Annotated in this window: 18 protein-coding genes; 9 read left to right on the plus strand and 9 right to left on the minus strand. The window is 64.9% G+C overall.

Annotated elements, in window-relative coordinates; translation table 11 throughout:
* The 7 genes from tnpA to ACK4R0_RS16780 all read left to right on the plus strand — a co-directional run.
* Window positions 1-420, plus strand: a 420-nt coding sequence (tnpA, locus tag ACK4R0_RS16750) for an IS66-like element accessory protein TnpA (RefSeq protein ID WP_409676717.1), incomplete at its 5' end; no start/stop codon positions are given.
* Entirely contained in the window at window positions 417-773 is a 357-nt protein-coding gene (gene tnpB / locus ACK4R0_RS16755; RefSeq protein ID WP_066045784.1) for an IS66 family insertion sequence element accessory protein TnpB, read from the plus strand. The genes tnpA and tnpB, both read left to right, overlap by 4 nt.
* Before the next feature lie 31 nt (window positions 774-804).
* A complete protein-coding gene (gene tnpC / locus ACK4R0_RS16760) occupies window positions 805-2,343 on the plus strand; it encodes an IS66 family transposase (RefSeq protein WP_409676721.1) in 1,539 nt (512 codons plus the stop codon).
* A 57-nt stretch (window positions 2,344-2,400) separates the two neighbouring features.
* On the plus strand, window positions 2,401-2,613 hold the full coding sequence (locus tag ACK4R0_RS16765; protein WP_409676724.1) for a DUF2945 domain-containing protein: 213 nt from the start codon (window positions 2,401-2,403) through the stop codon (window positions 2,611-2,613).
* 123 nt (window positions 2,614-2,736) lie between these two features.
* A complete protein-coding gene (locus ACK4R0_RS16770) occupies window positions 2,737-3,564 on the plus strand; it encodes a cytochrome b/b6 domain-containing protein (RefSeq protein ID WP_409676727.1) in 828 nt (275 codons plus the stop codon).
* Window positions 3,561-4,337 (plus strand): molybdopterin-dependent oxidoreductase, encoded by a 777-nt coding sequence (locus ACK4R0_RS16775; RefSeq protein ID WP_409676730.1) that lies wholly within the window; start codon window positions 3,561-3,563, stop codon window positions 4,335-4,337. Before ACK4R0_RS16770 ends, ACK4R0_RS16775 begins: the two co-directional genes overlap by 4 nt.
* A 29-nt stretch (window positions 4,338-4,366) precedes the next feature.
* On the plus strand, window positions 4,367-5,596 hold the full coding sequence (locus ACK4R0_RS16780) for a class I SAM-dependent methyltransferase (RefSeq protein WP_409676733.1): 1,230 nt from the start codon (window positions 4,367-4,369) through the stop codon (window positions 5,594-5,596).
* Here ACK4R0_RS16780 and ACK4R0_RS16785 read toward each other — a convergent pair.
* The 9 genes from ACK4R0_RS16785 to ACK4R0_RS16825 all read right to left on the minus strand — a co-directional run bounded on the left by ACK4R0_RS16785 (window position 5,588) and on the right by ACK4R0_RS16825 (window position 14,175).
* A complete protein-coding gene (locus tag ACK4R0_RS16785; RefSeq protein WP_409676736.1) occupies window positions 5,588-6,721 on the minus strand; it encodes an MBL fold metallo-hydrolase in 1,134 nt (377 codons plus the stop codon). The two genes, ACK4R0_RS16780 and ACK4R0_RS16785, sit on opposite strands and share 9 nt — an antisense overlap.
* A complete protein-coding gene (locus ACK4R0_RS16790; RefSeq protein ID WP_409676739.1) occupies window positions 6,721-7,428 on the minus strand; it encodes a DUF1013 domain-containing protein in 708 nt (235 codons plus the stop codon). Before ACK4R0_RS16790 ends, ACK4R0_RS16785 begins: the two co-directional genes overlap by 1 nt.
* Before the next feature lie 180 nt (window positions 7,429-7,608).
* Complete coding sequence (locus tag ACK4R0_RS16795; RefSeq protein ID WP_409676742.1) at window positions 7,609-8,133, minus strand: hypothetical protein; 525 nt, start codon at window positions 8,131-8,133, stop codon at window positions 7,609-7,611.
* 68 nt (window positions 8,134-8,201) lie between these two features.
* Window positions 8,202-9,539, minus strand: coding sequence for a tetratricopeptide repeat protein (locus ACK4R0_RS16800; protein ID WP_409676745.1), 1,338 nt, complete (start codon window positions 9,537-9,539; stop codon window positions 8,202-8,204).
* Between the two features lie 16 nt (window positions 9,540-9,555).
* Entirely contained in the window at window positions 9,556-10,293 is a 738-nt protein-coding gene (locus tag ACK4R0_RS16805) for a DUF4331 family protein (RefSeq protein WP_409676747.1), read from the minus strand.
* A gap of 5 nt (window positions 10,294-10,298) precedes the next feature.
* Window positions 10,299-10,949 (minus strand): hypothetical protein, encoded by a 651-nt coding sequence (locus ACK4R0_RS16810; protein ID WP_409676750.1) that lies wholly within the window; start codon window positions 10,947-10,949, stop codon window positions 10,299-10,301.
* A 103-nt stretch (window positions 10,950-11,052) separates the two neighbouring features.
* Window positions 11,053-12,078, minus strand: a complete 1,026-nt coding sequence (locus ACK4R0_RS16815) for a glycosyltransferase family 4 protein (protein ID WP_409676767.1) — start codon at window positions 12,076-12,078, stop codon at window positions 11,053-11,055.
* Window positions 12,079-12,092: 14 nt separating this feature from the next.
* Window positions 12,093-13,019, minus strand: coding sequence for a UDP-2,3-diacylglucosamine diphosphatase (locus ACK4R0_RS16820; RefSeq protein ID WP_409676753.1), 927 nt, complete (start codon window positions 13,017-13,019; stop codon window positions 12,093-12,095).
* A gap of 136 nt (window positions 13,020-13,155) precedes the next feature.
* The gene (locus ACK4R0_RS16825; protein ID WP_409676756.1) at window positions 13,156-14,175 is read right to left on the minus strand and encodes an NAD(P)H-quinone oxidoreductase; all 1,020 of its coding nucleotides are present in this window, start codon (window positions 14,173-14,175) and stop codon (window positions 13,156-13,158) included.
* 88 nt (window positions 14,176-14,263) lie between these two features.
* On the opposite strand from ACK4R0_RS16825, the gene ACK4R0_RS16830 reads away from it, so the two are divergent.
* Window positions 14,264-14,464: a DUF1192 domain-containing protein gene (locus ACK4R0_RS16830; RefSeq protein WP_409676759.1), complete on the plus strand. Its 201-nt coding sequence runs from the start codon at window positions 14,264-14,266 to the stop codon at window positions 14,462-14,464.
* Window positions 14,465-14,751: 287 nt separating this feature from the next.
* Window positions 14,752-15,917 (plus strand): AAA family ATPase (locus ACK4R0_RS16835; RefSeq protein WP_409676763.1); only part of this gene is annotated, 1,166 nt, incomplete at its 3' end.

Genomic DNA, 15,917 nt, shown 5'->3' on the forward strand with positions numbered 1-15,917 from the left:
GCTCAGCGGTTTGAGGTGTTCACCGGCGCTGGCAGGCGCAGGGATTGGCCGCCTGAGGTGAAGGCATCGATTGTCGCGGAGTGCTGGCCTGGAGGGGAGCCGGTCAGCGCTGTCGCTCGGCGCCATGCACTGGATCCGTCGCAGATTTATGGCTGGCGCAAGGAGCTGATCAGGCAGTTCAAGGAACAGGGACTGGACGTTTCCGCATTGGAGACAGAAGGTGCCGCTTTTGTGCCAGCGGTGATCACGCCTGACCCTGTTCCAGAGGCTGGGCCTTCACGCCACAGCCCACGCCGCCGACGCCGCGCTGCATCTGCCGTGGTCGAGCTTGAGATTGATGGCGTCGCTGTAAAGATAGCTCGCGGTGCCGATGCTGGCGTCATCGCAGCGGTCATTGACGCGCTCAGGACGCGTGCGTGATCGGCCCTGGCCCTGGCACGCGGGTGATGGTGGCAACGCGGCCCGTGGATTTTCGCAAAGGCCCCGACGCGCTGGCTGCACTCGTCAGCGCCGAGTATGGCGGCGATCCGTATTCCGGGGTGATCTATGTCTTCCGGGCGAAGCGCGCGGACCGGATCAAGCTGGTTTGGTGGGATGGAACAGGCCTGTGCCTGATGGCCAAAAGACTGGAGTCCGGAGGCTTCAAGTGGCCTGGTATCCAGGACGGTGTGATGCGCGTTACGGCAGCCCAGCTTGGCGCTTTGCTGGAGGGTCTCGACTGGCGCCGGGTGCATGGCGGACGCCGCCCGATAGCGCCGCAGATTGCCGGTTGACGGGGCTTTCGTCTGCTGATTCACTGCCGTCATGCTGATGGAAGCGGACCTGCCAGAAGACATCGAAGCGCTACGTGCGCTGGCGCTCGAGCAGTCCCGCAAGCTTGCTGACGTGACGGTTGCCAAGGGCGAAGCTGACGCAGAGATTGAGCGGCTGCAGTCGATCATCGATGCGTTTATGCGCCACCGTTTCGGCCGCAAGTCCGAACAGCTCGATCCCGACCAGCTCCAGCTGGGCCTCGAAGATGTTGAGACGGCACTTGGCGCAGCCCGCGCGGCGCGTGAGGCTGGAACGGTTCAGCCCAAGGGCGATCGTCCCCGCAAGACCAACCGCGGCTCGCTGCCTGCGCACCTCGAGCGGATCGAGCAGGTTGTCGATATCGATGATAAGACCTGCCCGTGCTGCGGCGGCGGGCTGCACCAGATCGGCGAGGATGTTGCCGAACGGCTTGATGTCGTGCCGACCACGTTTCGGGTCCGGGTCACCCGCCGGCCTCGCTATGGATGCCGCTCATGCGAGAGCGCGGTCGTCCAGGCCCCGGCACCGGCTCGTATTGTCGAAGGCGGCATCCCTACCGAAGCCCTGATCGCCCAGGTGCTGGTTGCCAAGTATGCCGATCACTTGCCGCTTTACCGGCAGGCGCAGATCTATGCCCGTCAGGGCATCCAGTTGGATCGATCGACCCTTGCAGACTGGGTCGGGCGGTCCGCATGGTATCTTCGCCCCTTGCGTGACCATATTCTGGACCGACTGCGACGATCCGAACGGCTGTTCGCCGACGAGACGACAGCACCGGTGCTCGATCCGGGCCGAGGGCGGACCAAGACCGGCCAGCTATGGGCCTATGCCCGCGATGACCGCCCATGGGGCGGTATCGATCCGCCGATGATGGCCTATGTCTATGCGGCCGACCGCAAGAGCGAGCGCGCCGAAGCGCATCTGGGGGACTTTGCAGGCATCCTGCAAGTCGACGGCTATGGCGGATACACCGCGCTCGCCAAGCGGCAGCAACAGATCAGACTCGCGTTCTGTTGGTCACACGTCCGGCGCAAGTTCTTCGATCTGGCCGACAAGTCGCCGGTTGCCACCGAGGTGCTACAGCGGATCGCCGGTCTCTATGCCGTCGAGAGTGAGATCCGCGGCACCAGTGCCGACCATCGCCGCGTCGCCCGCAACGAGCACGCCCGTGTCATCGTCGATGATCTGCACCACTATCTGGAAGCCCGGCTCCGCCAGGTCAGCGCCAAGAGCAAGCTGGCCGATGCGATACGCTACGCGCTCAGCCGCTGGGACGGGCTCAGCGTCTTTCTCGACGATGGCCGCGTCGAGCTCGATACCAACACCGTTGAGCGGTCGATCAGACCTCTGGCCCTCAACCGCAAAAATGCCCTGTTCGCTGGCTCTGACGAGGGCGGCGACAACTGGGCGGTCATCGCCACGCTGATCGAGAACTGCAAGATCGCCGGCATCAACCCGCACACCTGGCTGACCGAAACGCTCACCAAGCTTGCCGATGGTCATCCCGCAAACCGTGTCGGCGACCTCATGCCCTGGGTCGACGTGGGCTGAGCACAGCGCTTACGAACCATCCGGCATGCTCCGCGCTTTCTGCCAAAACAGGAGAGCATGATGGCAAAAGACCTGCACAAGGGTGACCACGTCGAGTGGCAGACGAGCCAGGGCAAGACCCAGGGCGTCGTCGAGAAAAAGCAGACCAGCCCCACCCACATCAAGAACCACAAGGTCGCCGCATCGAAGGACGACCCGCAGTTCATCGTGAAGAGCGACAAGACCGGCAGCAAGGCCGCGCACAAGCCCGAATCCCTCCACAAAACCTGATTGCGAGCCCTTTTCGGCTCGGCCGATCCCCGCAAGCCTCGCTTCCGGGGATTTTGTGCGTTAGCGTGCGCCAGACTGTAACGCTGCTGGAATGCGCAGCGAACCTGGCATATGATCGCTGCAATGGACACTCGCCACACCGATGTCGCGCAACCCGGGATAGCGGTCGATGCTGCACCCGTGGGCCATCACCATGCGACGACCACCCGCATCTGGCACTGGGTCAATCTGGTGGCGCTGGTCACGCTGTTCATGTCTGGCCTGATGATCTTCAACGCGCACCCCCGGCTGTACTGGGGCGAATATGGCAACCGCGACGAGCCGGCGTGGCTGGCGATCGGTCAGCAGGCGCAGCGCGGCTATCTGGATATTGGCGGCGCCCGGTTGGACACGACCGGGGTGCTCGGTCGTTACACCGGCTCCGATGGCACCATGCGCAACCGTGCATTCCCCGGCTGGGCGACGATCCCGAGCGACTACAGCCTCGCCGATGCGCGGCACTGGCACTTCTTCTTCGCCTGGATCTTTGCATTCGGTCTGCTGGCGTTCATGTTGGTCAGCCTGTTCAACGGCCATATCCGATCGATGATCGCGATGCGTGCGCACGAATGGCACCCGCGCACGCTCTGGACCACGATCGTCGATCACGTCCGGCTCAAATTCCACACCGCGCCCGGCGAAGCGTACAACCCGCTGCAAAAACTCAGCTATATCGCGGTGATCTTCATCGCGCTGCCGCTGATGATCGTCACGGGGCTGGCGATGTCGCCGGGCACCGATGCCGCGCTGCACTGGCCCAGCATGATGTTCGGCGGACGCCAGTCTGCGCGCTCGGTGCATTTCATCATCGCCTTTGCGCTCGTGGGTTTCCTTCTGGTCCATGTCGCGCTGGTGCTGATCCACAAACCGCTGACGCTGCTGCGCGGCATGACGATCGGTCATCGGCGATGAACGCGAAACCGCCCGCAACAATTCTCACCCGCCGCGCGCTGGTCGGCTCGCTTTCGCTGGCAGCTGGCGGATTGCTCACCGGCTGCGACGCGCTCACCGCCAACCAGGGTTGGCGCGACACCTTGCGTCTCGCCGAGACCGGCAACATGGCATTGCAGCGCGGCCTGCTGGGCCAGGACGGTCTCGCCCGCGAATACAGCCCCCGCGATATCAGCCGCTCGGTCCCGGCCAATGGCACGCGCGCGCCAAGTGATGCCGATTATCTGCGGCAGGCGGCGACCGGATTTTCCGACTGGACGCTCAGCATTGACGGGCTGGTCGAGCGGCCGACGCGGTTTGCCCTAGGCCAGATCCGCAGCATGCCACGCCAGACCCAGATCACCCGGCACGATTGCGTCGAAGGCTGGAGCGCGATCGGCAAATGGACCGGGGTCAACCTTGCTGCGCTGCTCGATGCGGTGAAGCTGCGCGATTCGGCGCGCTACCTCGTGTTCCATTGCGCCGACAGCCTGCGTGCCGGGCCATATTACGAAAGCATCGATCTAGTCGACGCGCGCCATGCGCAGACGATGATCGCCTGGGCGCTTAACGACGAGCTGCTGCCGATCGGCAATGGCGCCCCGCTGCGGCTGCGGGTGGAGCGGCAGCTGGGGTACAAGCACGCCAAATATATCCGCCGGATCGAGGCGGTGGCCGACTACCGGCTGAGCTATGGTGGTGGCGGCGGCTATTGGGAAGATGCGGCGGGCTATGAATGGTACGCTGGAATCTGACCGCGAATTGATCCATATTTATCCGCGTCATGGCTTTGCTCGATACATTTCTCAGGCGGCTCGTGCGACAGGGCACGCTGCAGCTGACCGATCACAAGGGTGATACCCGCACCTTCGGCACCCCCACTCCCGGCTTTCCCGATATCGCGGTGCGGCTTGCCGATGGCGATGTCGCGCGGTTCATTGCGCTGCGTCCACGGCTGGGGGCGGGCGAAGCCTTCATGGATGGCCGGCTGATCATCGAGCGCGGCGATGTCATGGATCTGATCTCCCTGATTCGCGCCAACGCGCCGTGGGACAAGGGCGGCGATCTCAAGCCCCGGGGTCCTTTGCGCCGCGCAGCCAAGGCGATCGGCGGGCGGCTGGGCGAGTTCAACACCTCGAGCCGATCGCGGCGCAACGTCGCGCACCATTATGACCTCGATGACCGATTGTACGATCTGTTTCTCGATGCCGACAAGCAATACAGCTGTGCGTACTTTACCGATCCGGCGAACACGCTGGAACAGGCACAGGCCGACAAGAAGGCGCATATCGCCGCCAAGCTCGCATTGCGTCCGGGCCAGCGGGTACTCGATATCGGCTGCGGCTGGGGCGGCATGGCGCTGTATCTCAACCGCGTCGCCGATGTCGATGTGCTGGGCATCACGTTGTCGCAGGAGCAGTTGAAGGTCGCGCGCGCGCGCGCCGCAGCAGCAGGCGTTGCCGACCGGGTCAGGTTCGAGCTGATCGATTATCGGTCGCTGACCGGGCAGTTCGACCGGATCGTATCGGTGGGCATGTTCGAGCATGTCGGCAGGCCGCAGTTCGAGACGTTCTTCCGCCATTGCCGCGGCCTGCTCGCCGAAGACGGGGTGATGCTGCTGCACACCATCGGGCGCATGGGCGTGCCGGGCAGCACCGATGCCTTCACCACCAAATACATCTTCCCGGGCGGCTATATTCCGGCGCTGAGCGAAATCGTGCGCGCAAGCGAGCGATCGCGGCTGATCGCCGCCGATGTCGAGACGCTGCGGCTGCATTATGCGCACACGCTGCGGCAGTGGTATCGGCGCACGGTCGCCAAGCAGGCCGAGATCGAGGCGCTGTACGATGCGCGCTTCTTTAGGATGTGGACCTTCTATCTGGCAGGCGCGACCGCCGCGTTCGAGCATGGCGGGATGTGCAACTATCAGGTGCAGTTCGCGCGCAACCGCCACGCGCTGCCGATCACCCGCGATTATATGGCCGAGGCCGAAAGCGGCTACCGCTCAGGCTGAATACCAGCCCACGCCATCGCGCACCGTGCAGGTCGCGCGGCCGGCGCATTCCAGATAGCGCAGATGCGCCAGCGCCTCGCCGGTGGCGATGCCATAGACGCTGTCATCGACCTCGCGCGCAAACAGGATGCCGAAGGTATCGACCGCGCGCAGTTCGCGCTGCTTCAGAGCCGCCTCGAGGACGTTCAGCCGGTCGAGATGGCCGTCGCGCAGCGCATCGAGCCGGGCGTGGACGCCGGTAAACGGAAAGCCGTGCGCGGGCAGGATCAGTTCATCCCCGGTCAGCGCGGCACGGAATTTGGCGATGCTGTCGAGCCATTCGCGCAAGGGGTCGGCATAAGGTTCGCTGGTCATCACCGATACGTTGGAGGTGATCCGCGGCAATATCTGGTCGCCGGCGATCACCACCTGGCCTTCGCGATCGACGAGACAGGCGTGCTCGGGGGTGTGCCCGCCTCCGGTCATCACCGTCCAGTTGCGCGCGCCGATGGCGACATTCGCGCCGTCGTCGAGCCGGGTGTGGGTGATCGGCACGTCCGATACCATCCGTGCGAAATTGCCCCAGCCCTTGAGCCGCATCTGTTCGACCCGTGCATCGTCCCAGCCCGCCATGCGCATCTGGTCGAGCGCTTCGACAGGTGGCTCGGCGCGGACGTCCGACGTCAGCATCCGCGCCATCAGCCATTCGGTGCGGTTCATCCACAACCGCACGCCAAAACGGCGGCACAGCCAACCGGCAGCGCCGACATGGTCGGGGTGGAAATGGGTGACCAGCACGCGCGTGATCCGGCGGCCGTCCAGCCCGTTAGCAAACAGCTTTTTCCAGGCGTCGGTCGATTCGGGCATGTACAGCCCGGTATCGACGATCGCGACGCCTTCGCCGTCTTCGTCGGCATCGTCGAGCAGCCAGATATTGATGTGATCCAGCGCGCCGGGGACGGGCAGGCGGGTCCAGCCCAACCCCGGCGCAATCGCGAAATACGCGCCATAGGCCGGCGCATGGTCGCCCAGCGGATAGGTCAGCCCCCTGAATTCCTTGGCTTCCAGCCCATGATCGGCCAGCGATGCATCATAGGCTGGCGGCCCGGCGCGTGTCGCCAGCGCGTCCGGGCTGTGATCTGCCATCAGGCCGGGTCGCCCGCAGGCTCGTCCTCGCTGCCGCCCAGCAGAGCCGATTCGATCTCCGCTTCACGCGCGGCATCTTCGGCGGCCTTGTTGGCCGCGGTGCGTTCGGCGCGCAGTTCCTCGATCAGCGCCTCGCGGTCGCCGCCCAGACGGGTGTCGGTGCGCACTTCCTCGACGATGCCGGCCTTCTTGGCGGCCTTGGCGACGATCGCATCGAGCTCGCGCTGCGAGCACAGGCCCAGTGTTACCGGGTCCTTGGGCTGGATGTTCGAGATGTTCCAGTGGCTGCGATCGCGGATCGCGGCGATGGTGTTGCGGGTGGTGCCGATCAGCTTGCCGACCTGCGCGTCCGAAATCTCGGGGTGGTTGCGCAGGATCCAGGCGATGCCATCGGGCTTGTCCTGGCGCTTGGAGACCGGCGTGTAGCGCGGGCCCTTGGTGCGGCGGACCTGCGCCGGGCCGACCTGGATCTTGAGGCGATACTCGGGATCGGCCTGGCCCTTTTCGATTTCGCTGAGCAGCAGTTCGCCCGCACGCACCGGATCGCGACCGGTGTACTTGGAGCTTGCCAGATCATCGGCCATCGCCTGGACTTCCAAGATGTGCAGGCCGCAGAAATCGGCGATCTGTTCGAAGCTGAGGCCGGTGTTGTCGACCATCCAGGATGCGGTGGCGTGCGGCATCAGCGGCTGGGGGTTGGCAGACATGCGCGTTTCTCCAAAAAATATGGCCACCCCTTGCGGGGTGGCCGAATAACGGCACAGGCATAAGGCAAAGTGAGACTGCGGGCAAGGGTATTGACTTGACCACCCGGACCGACGGGCGGGCCACCCGGCATCATCGGTGCGAAAACCGGTATCCGGCCAACTTATCCGCCCTTGCTTCGGTCAGGGCGTGGTGCGTGTCAGCGTGCCCTTCCAGCTGGCAAAATACGCATCCTCAGGTGCCGTGTCACAGGTGCTGTGCAATCCGGTAAAGCTCTTGCGGTCTGCCGAGAAACGCAAGGTCACGCGGCCGAATATGCGCTCGCCTTCATGCGCAGGGTCGCATTCGCGCTGGACATAGGTTCGTCCCTGCCGCTCGAACCAGTATCCGGTGAAAACATCGCCGCTGAATGTACCTACCAGCCGCCCTTGTGTGAGCGTGCCGCCCCCCGACCGATAGATTTCGTCGAAAAAGCCGTCGTCCTGCGTTTCGCTGTAGGTTCCCGTCATGTCCGGTCCGAACTTCGACAAGGTCAGCATCGGCTTGGCTCCGGATTCGAGCGTGGTCGCATAGACATGGCTTTCAGGCTGATCGGGAGCATCGGCAAGCGTCCACGCATAACCTGTCCCGGTCGCAGCCACGCCGCCGATGATAGCCAGCATTGCGGCGGAAATCGTATTCAGCTTGGTCTTCACCCGATCACGCATCTTGTCTCTCCAAAGCACATGTTCGTGGGACTTCGCCAGCCAGAGGCGTCAGCATGCAGCCGCCCGCATCACGACAGCGGGTTCATCGCGCGGGCGAGGCGGCGGTGTTCGGCGGCCTTTTCGGTCATGCCGCTGGCCTGATAGATGTCGGCCGCGGCGGCGTGCAGATCGGGGGTGCGCCAGCGCGAGGCGAGCACCTGTTCGATCATCGCTTGTGCCTGCGCGGAGCGCCCGTTGCCGAGCAGCGCGCGGGCGAGCGCGATCTTGGCCTCGCCATAAGGGCGCGCTGCGTGGTTGCGTTCCGCCAAGCGCAGCGCACGCGGCCAGTCCTGCTTGGCGACGCAATGGTCTATTCCATGCCCGTAGGTCGCTTCGGGGAACTGCTCGAGCCGTTTCGACCAGATCGTCCAGGACCGGGCATAGAGCCGCTTCGCCTGTGCCGTGTCGCCGCGCGCCTCGGCGATTCCCGCCAGTGCGTCGATGAATTCGGGATGGCCGGTGCGGCGCACGATGTCGCGGTACAGCGCCTCGGCCTGCGCGGTGTTGCCCTGGAGGTTGAGCACTTCGGCAATATGCTCCTCGATCAGCCAGCGCCCGGGGAACAGGCTGTCCGCCTTGCGGAAATGCGCCATCGCGTCCGTGAGGCGGCCCCGGTCGAGATCGAGGATGCCGCGCTGGAGTTCCATATACGCGCGCGTCTGCCGGGTCGGCGAGCGATAGGCGCGTTCGGCCTCGGCCAGATAGGCATCGGCCTGGTCGACATCGCCGATGCGCGCAGCGAAGATCGCGCGGCGAAAGCTTGCCGAACCGGGCACCAGAGCGTCCGCCGCGTCATATCCCGCCAGAGCTGCGGCATAATCGCCGCGGTAGAATGCGATGTCGCCGCGCATCGCGGCGATCTCGGCGCGGTCGCCCGGATCGGGCGGCACCGCATAGCCATCGATCGCCTCGAGCTGCGCCTGCGCCCGCGCGAGGCGGTGCATACCGAAATCGAGCGAGGCCTGCATCAGGTGCGGTCCGCTGCCCTGTACCGCGACCTTGAAGGCGGAGTCGAGCGCCTGCTGGGCTGCCGCGTAATCATCGTACGATCCCGACAGCTGCGCGCGCGCCAGCTGCTCGCTCGCGTGGATCTCGTGCATCAGCCACTGGTCGGGGGCCGCCAGGGCCGCCGCGCGCGCGTTGGCGATCGCCAGGTCCGAGCGCCTGATCGCCTCGGCATAGGTGCGCGGCGGGCCGCTGCCCGAGAACGGCGAATTGCCCCAGTCATAGGCCGCAGGCGCCGCCTCGTCGCTGCCGATGCGCGCGGTGAACCATAGCGCACCGATCACCACTGCCGCGATGATCCACCATTTCATGGCCAGCAGGGCCGGGACGATCGCCGACCCGTTCGTTCGCGATGTGGTCATGCGCGATGCGGTCATCTCAGTTGAGCGGCCTTGCGCACACGCTCAGCCCCAGCCGGGTGAGGTCGTCGGCCAGCGCATTGGTCAGGATGGTCAGCGTGCCCGACAGCTCGGGAACCCATTTGCCGGTCGCATCGATCGTCGGGGTGTCGTCGTTATAGCTGTTCTTGTTCGGGTTGCCCGAGATCAGCGCGGTCGACACCGCCGGCATGCCTGCGCGGTCGACCCTCGTGTAGGCCGATGGCAGGTCGCTGCGGAAGGTGAAGTTGGTGCCCGCACCGCCCGACGTGGGCGGCGAACCGAGCGGCGGGGCGAGGAACGGGAACGTGTTGGGCAACGGTTGATCGACCGCGTTGGGATTGACCGGAAGGTTGGCGAACGTCGTTGCCGGGTGACGCGCCAGATCGAGGAAGATCACCGCGAGCGTCACATCGACCACCGGGTCGAGGTAACGGCGGCCATTGGGGAAGCCGGCGGGCTGGTTGAGATCGAGCTGCAGCACATCGGGCACCACGAGATTGGCCACGGTGCGGCCGGGGACCACGGTCTGGTTGAGGCATGGTCCGACGTCGAAGCTCGTCGGAATCGGGGTTGGTGTCGGCGTGGGCGTGGGTGTCGGGGCTACCGCCACGGGGGGCACCACGATAGGGTTGGTGGTCGGTTCATTGCTGCCGCAACCTGCGAGCAGCACCGACAGGACCAACACGCTGGCCAGCGTGAGCGATGCAGGGGTGAGCGATGCAGGGGTTCTGGTCATGGCCATCAGCTCCTGATCCGTGCCGAGGATGTCCAGATATCCAGCGGCTGTCCCCGATCGATCAATCCGCGCGGAATTCCTATGATGACGAAGGTCGTGTTGAGACCCGCAAAGCGGTTGCGCGCGCTGTTGAACGACAGATTGCCGGTGGCGCGCGAATCGCGCAGCCCCTGCGGATCGAAGTTGAACGGGTCGTCGAACACCCCGGCACGCACGGTGATGCCGTTGCTGGTCGTCAGGTTGCGCTCGACAGGGCCGCGCAGCAGGCTTTCGCCCGGCAGATTGCGCACTTCGATCCCCGGATTGACGCCATCGCGTCCGAAGCGGATCTCGATCGGAAATTCGATGTCGGTGCGCGTGCCGGTGTTCGATACGTTGATCGTGTACAGCACGTCGGGATCGTAGAATCCCGGCAGGTTGGTTGCCGACGGGCCGCCAAAGCCGATCGCAAGATAGACGTTGCTGGTATCGTGAAAGGCGTAAAGGTCGGCGATATCCGCCGCGATATCGAACCCGACGGTGTTGGTGTCAGACCCTGTGCGCGCCGGCGGATCGAAGTGATCGGCCGCCTCGAGCGCCTGGTGCCCGGCCAGCACGACCGCGCCCAGCATCAGCGTACATGGCAATGTAACCTGGAAAAAACGCGTAACGTTCATCTTCGCCCCCTGTTCATCAACAAACCAATAGGGCGACCCGAAGCAATGCTATGTCAAAACGGTCCGGCTGCCAATGCCAATCTGGCAGCGTCGCGTGCCGCCGTCAGGCCGCGAGCGCGACAGGCCCGCTGATCGGGACCAGCGCATTGAGGAACTGGCGGGTGCTCGCCTCCCAGGTGAAGCCGCGCCCTGCAGCCGAGCAGGCGGCGCGATCGAGCTGCAGCGCGCCTGCAACCGCCTGCGCCAGGTCTGCGTCCATCACGCCTGCCTGCGGCGTCAGCACGTCGAGCGGGCCGGACACCGGATAGGCGGCAACCGGCGTGCCGCAGGCCAATGCCTCGATCATCACCAGCCCGAAGGTATCGGTGCGGCTGGGGAACACGAAAACGTCGGCGCCGGCATAAAAGCCCGCCAGCGCTTCGCCCGATTGCGCGCCGACGAAATGCGCACCCGGATAGGCGCGGGCCAGCGTCTCGCGCGCAGGGCCGTCGCCGACCACGACCTTGCTGCCGGGATGGTCGCAGCCAAGAAACGCCTCGATGTTCTTTTCGACCGCGACGCGCCCGACATAGAGCTGGATCGGCCGAGGCAGGTCCGCATAGAGCGCAGGATGTGGCGCGGCCGGCGTGAAACAGGCCAGGTCCACGCCTCTGCCCCAATGGACGACCTGGCCCAGCCCCTGCTCGCGCAATTGCTGCCGCACGGTTTCGGTCGAGACCAGAATCCCGGCCGAGGGCGCATGAAACCAGCGGATGAACGGCCAGAACATGGCAGCGGGCAGCCCGGTGCGTCGCGCGAGATAATCGGGAAACTGGGTGTGATAGGCGGTGGTGAAGGGATAGCCGTGGTTCAGGCAGAACCTGCGCGCGGCGATGCCCAGCGGCCCTTCGGTGGCGATATGCACCGCATCGGGGGCAAAATCGTCGAGCCGTGCACCCACGCCATGCCGTGTCGCCAGCGCGAGGCGAATCTCGGGATAAGAAGGGCAGGGGATCGAGGTGTACTGGTCGGGCGAGATCACCAGCACATCGTGGCCCAGGTCGCGCAGCCGCGCGGTGACCGCGGTCAGCGTTCGCACCACGCCGTTGACCTGGGGTGCCCAGGCATCGGTGACGATCGCGATTTTGATGGCGCGCGCCATGCTTATGCCGCCTGGGGCTGGAGCGCGCCGACCGCCTGCTGCTCGGCCTTGGCCGCCTCGCGCTCCGCCATGATCTCGGCCCAGTGCAGCACTTCCATGCGGCCGTCGAAATGCTCGACCAATGCGGTGCAGCCCTCCACCCAGTCGCCGTCGTTGTAATATTCGACACCGTTGATCTCGCGGATATCGGCGGTGTGGATATGGCCGCAGACCACGCCGTCGACGCCGCGCTCGGAGGCGGCGCGGGCCACCAGCTCCTCGAACCGCGAGATGAACTCGACCGCGTTCTTGACCTTGTGCTTGGCCATCTTGGAGAGCGACCAATAGGACAGGCCCAGCCGCTGGCGGACCCAGTTGACCCACAGGTTCATCCCCATCAGCGTGGTGTAGAGCGTGTCGCCGACGAACGCGAGCCAGCGGTGGGCAAGCATGATCGTGTCGAATTCGTCGCCGTGCAGCACCATCAGGCGGCGGCCATCGGCGGTATCGTGGAATGCCGCGCGGCGGATCTCGACCCCGCCGAAGTTGAGCCCGGTGAACTGGCGGAACATCTCGTCATGGTTGCCGGGGATATAGACGATCCGCGTGCCGCGCTTGGCGCGCTTGAGGATGCGCCAGACGATGTCGTTGTGCGATGGCGGCCAGTAGAACTTCTTCTTCAGCCGCCAGCCATCGATGATGTCGCCGACCAGGTACATCGTCTCGCTGTCGACATGGTCGAGAAAGTCGATGAGCATCGCCGCATTGCAGCCCTTGGTGCCCAGGTGCACGTCCGAGATCCAGATGGTGCGATAGCGGCGGCGCGCATCGAGCGGCGGTTCGGGGGTGTAAGGCTGGCCGTCGGGGAAGCCCGTGACATTGCCGAAGCTGTTGTCCCCATGCCCGTCGATCAACGCGCTGATCTGATCGCTGAAATCGTCCAGTGCCATCGCGGTTCATGCTCCCGTGTGGAAAATTTTCCCTCGGGACCACGCCAATGGGCGTCTAATGTGACATCTGGAATCGCATAGCGATGACGGCTTTGTGACAGATCGCCTGCCGATGTGCGAAATCAGGACCTTCCGATCAGCCGACTTCGAGCACGATCTTGCCGACGAGGTCGCCCGATTCCATCTGCGCATGCGCCTTTGCCGCCTCGGCCAGGGGATAGCGGCTGTGGATGATCGGCGACAGTTCGCCGGTCGCGACCATCGGCCAGACCTCGCGCGAAATCTCGTCGGCGAGCAGCGCCTTGAAGACATTCGAGCGCGGGCGCAGCGTCGATCCGGTCAGCGTCAGGCGGCGGCGCATGATCTCGAGCACCGAGATGTCCGCGGTCATGCCGCCCTGCACCGCGATGGTGACGTTGCGGCCATCATCGGCAAGACACGCCATGTTGCGCGGCAGATAGCTGCCGCCGACCATGTCGAGCACGATCTCGACGCCCTTGCCGCCGGTGAGCTTTTTGACCTCCTCGACAAAGTCGTGCGTCTTGTAGTTGATCGCGTGCGCCGCGCCGATCTTGAGCGCCGCGTCGCATTTGTCGTCGCTGCCGCAGGTGACGATGACCTTGAGGTCGAACAATGTGCCCAGCATGATCGCCATCGATCCGATGCCGCTGGTGCCGCCGTGCACCAGCACGGTCTCGCCATCGCGGGCATAGCCGCGCTGGAACAGGTTGTGCCAGACGGTGAACAGGGTTTCGGGAAGCGCGGCGGCCTCGGCCATCGAGATCCCCGACGGAACCGTCAGGCAATGGTCGGCGCGGGCGACGCAATATTGCGCATAGCCGCCGCCTGCGACCAAGGCGCAGACCGGCTGGCCGATCATCGCATCTTCGGTATCGGGGCCGACCTGCACGATCGTACCGGCAATTTCGAGCCCCGGAATGTGCGGCGCACCCGGCGGGGGCGGGTAGAAACCCTGGCGCTGGATGACATCGGGGCGGTTGACGCCGGCGGCCGCCACGCGGATCAGCACCTCGCCCTGGGCAGGGACCGGCACCGGCACCTCGCCTGCGACCAGCACCTCCGGCCCGCCCGGCTCGGCATAATCGATGGCCTGCATGACCGATGGTATTACCGTGACGGCTGTCAAGACCGACATCCCCCGTTGCCCCTTATGCGTTTGCAGCCGGCGGACCGGCGCGCGCTCATATTGACAGCAAGCGCCCTTGGGTCAACAATAAGTGCCGATGGAACCCGATGAGAGCCTTGCCCGGTTGCGCGCCGACGCTGCCCAGAAACTGGGCAGCGAGGATATCGATGCCTATTCGCTGGACGAGCTCGACGCGCGGATCGCTCTGTGCCGCGCCGAAATCGCGCGCTGCGAAGCGCGCAAGGCCTTTGCCACCCGCCACCGCGCCAGCGCCGAGGCGCTGTTCCGCAAAGGCTGAACCCGGCGCGCCGCTTTGAGCGAACCGCGCGTTGTTTCAAACCCTCAAGCCTGCCAGCGATCGGCGCCCGCCTGCAAATGGCACGGTCTTTGCTGGTATTATTCTTGAGCTAGGGCTTGCGCCCTGCTGGATTTGGCGAGACACTCGCCTATATTGATTGGTGAAAAGCGCCCCGGAGTGGATTTGGGGCAATGGCAATGAGGCGCTTGACCAAAGAGGCCCGGCTCTGTTCCCGGGCACATTGATTGAAAGGCCGGGCTTCCCGTCCGGCGCGGAGTATCGCTGCTATGCCATCCTTTGCCGAATCCCTTGAAAAGACGCTGCATCAGGCGCTGCACAACGCCGCCGACCGCCGCCATGAATATGCCACTCTCGAGCACCTTTTGCTTGCGCTGATCGACGATGCCGATGCTGCGCAGGTGATGCAGGCCTGCGGCGTGGATCTGGGCGAGCTGGGCGATGCGGTGACGCATTATCTCGACAACGAGCTCGACTCGCTCAAGGTCGCCGAAAAGACCGATCCGGCGCCGACCTCGGGCTTCCAGCGCGTGGTCCAGCGCGCGATCCTGCACGTTCAGTCCTCGGGCAAGGATGTCGTCACCGGGGCCAATGTATTGGTCGCATTGTTCTCCGAGCGCGAAAGCTATGCGGTCTATTTCCTGCAGCAGCAGGACATGAGCCGCCTCGATGCGGTGAGCTATATCAGCCACGGCATCGGCAAGGGCGGCCAGGCGGTCGAGCAGCGCAACCCGCGCGGTGCCGAGGAGCCACAGGAAGAAAAGCCCGACACTGCGGGCAAGCAGAAGAAGGACAGTGCGCTCGACCAGTTCACCGTCAACCTGAATGCGCGCGCGATGGCGGGCAAGATCGATCCGCTGATCGGCCGCGGACCCGAGGTCGATCGCACGATCCAGATCCTGTGCCGCCGCTCCAAGAACAACCCGCTCTATGTGGGCGACCCCGGCGTCGGTAAGACCGCGATCGCAGAAGGCCTGGCGCGCAAGATCGTCGAGGGCGATGTGCCCGAAGTGCTCGAAAAGGCGGTGATCTATTCGCTCGACATGGGCGCGCTGCTCGCTGGCACCCGCTATCGCGGCGACTTCGAGGAGCGCTTGAAGCAGGTCGTCTCGGAACTCGAGAAGATGCCGCATGCGGTGCTGTTCATCGACGAGATCCACACCGTGATCGGCGCTGGTGCAACCAGCGGCGGCGCGATGGATGCATCGAACCTGCTCAAGCCCGCTTTGTCGGGTGGCACGATCCGCTGCATCGGCTCGACCACCTACAAGGAGTTCCGCAACCACTTCGAAAAGGACCGCGCCTTGCTGCGCCGGTTCCAGAAGATCGACGTCAACGAGCCGACCATCGAGGACACGATCAAGATCCTCAAGGGTCTGCGCAGCGCGTTCGAGGATCACCACAAGGTCAAGTACACGCCTGAGGCGATCAAGAC

Origin of the sequence: Blastomonas sp. (genome assembly GCF_046294995.1) — a bacterium.
Classification (GTDB): domain Bacteria; phylum Pseudomonadota; class Alphaproteobacteria; order Sphingomonadales; family Sphingomonadaceae; genus Blastomonas.

Bases quoted from the DNA above. Each gene is read 5' to 3' on its own strand.
- ACK4R0_RS16790 (WP_409676739.1), bottom strand. From the start codon at position 7,428: ATGTCTGCCAACCCCCAGCCGCTGATGCCGCACGCCACCGCATCCTGG.
- ACK4R0_RS16805 (WP_409676747.1), bottom strand. From the start codon at position 10,293: ATGACCAGAACCCCTGCATCGCTCACCCCTGCATCGCTCACGCTGGCC.
- ACK4R0_RS16810 (WP_409676750.1), bottom strand. From the start codon at position 10,949: ATGAACGTTACGCGTTTTTTCCAGGTTACATTGCCATGTACGCTGATG.
- ACK4R0_RS16800 (WP_409676745.1), bottom strand. From the start codon at position 9,539: ATGACCACATCGCGAACGAACGGGTCGGCGATCGTCCCGGCCCTGCTG.
- ACK4R0_RS16765 (WP_409676724.1), top strand. From the start codon at position 2,401: ATGATGGCAAAAGACCTGCACAAGGGTGACCACGTCGAGTGGCAGACG.
- ACK4R0_RS16795 (WP_409676742.1), bottom strand. From the start codon at position 8,133: ATGCGTGATCGGGTGAAGACCAAGCTGAATACGATTTCCGCCGCAATG.
- ACK4R0_RS16830 (WP_409676759.1), top strand. From the start codon at position 14,264: ATGGAACCCGATGAGAGCCTTGCCCGGTTGCGCGCCGACGCTGCCCAG.
- ACK4R0_RS16775 (WP_409676730.1), top strand. From the start codon at position 3,561: ATGAACGCGAAACCGCCCGCAACAATTCTCACCCGCCGCGCGCTGGTC.
- ACK4R0_RS16770 (WP_409676727.1), top strand. From the start codon at position 2,737: ATGGACACTCGCCACACCGATGTCGCGCAACCCGGGATAGCGGTCGAT.
- ACK4R0_RS16785 (WP_409676736.1), bottom strand. From the start codon at position 6,721: ATGGCAGATCACAGCCCGGACGCGCTGGCGACACGCGCCGGGCCGCCA.
- tnpC (WP_409676721.1), top strand. From the start codon at position 805: ATGCTGATGGAAGCGGACCTGCCAGAAGACATCGAAGCGCTACGTGCG.
- ACK4R0_RS16780 (WP_409676733.1), top strand. From the start codon at position 4,367: ATGGCTTTGCTCGATACATTTCTCAGGCGGCTCGTGCGACAGGGCACG.
- ACK4R0_RS16825 (WP_409676756.1), bottom strand. From the start codon at position 14,175: ATGTCGGTCTTGACAGCCGTCACGGTAATACCATCGGTCATGCAGGCC.
- ACK4R0_RS16820 (WP_409676753.1), bottom strand. From the start codon at position 13,019: ATGGCACTGGACGATTTCAGCGATCAGATCAGCGCGTTGATCGACGGG.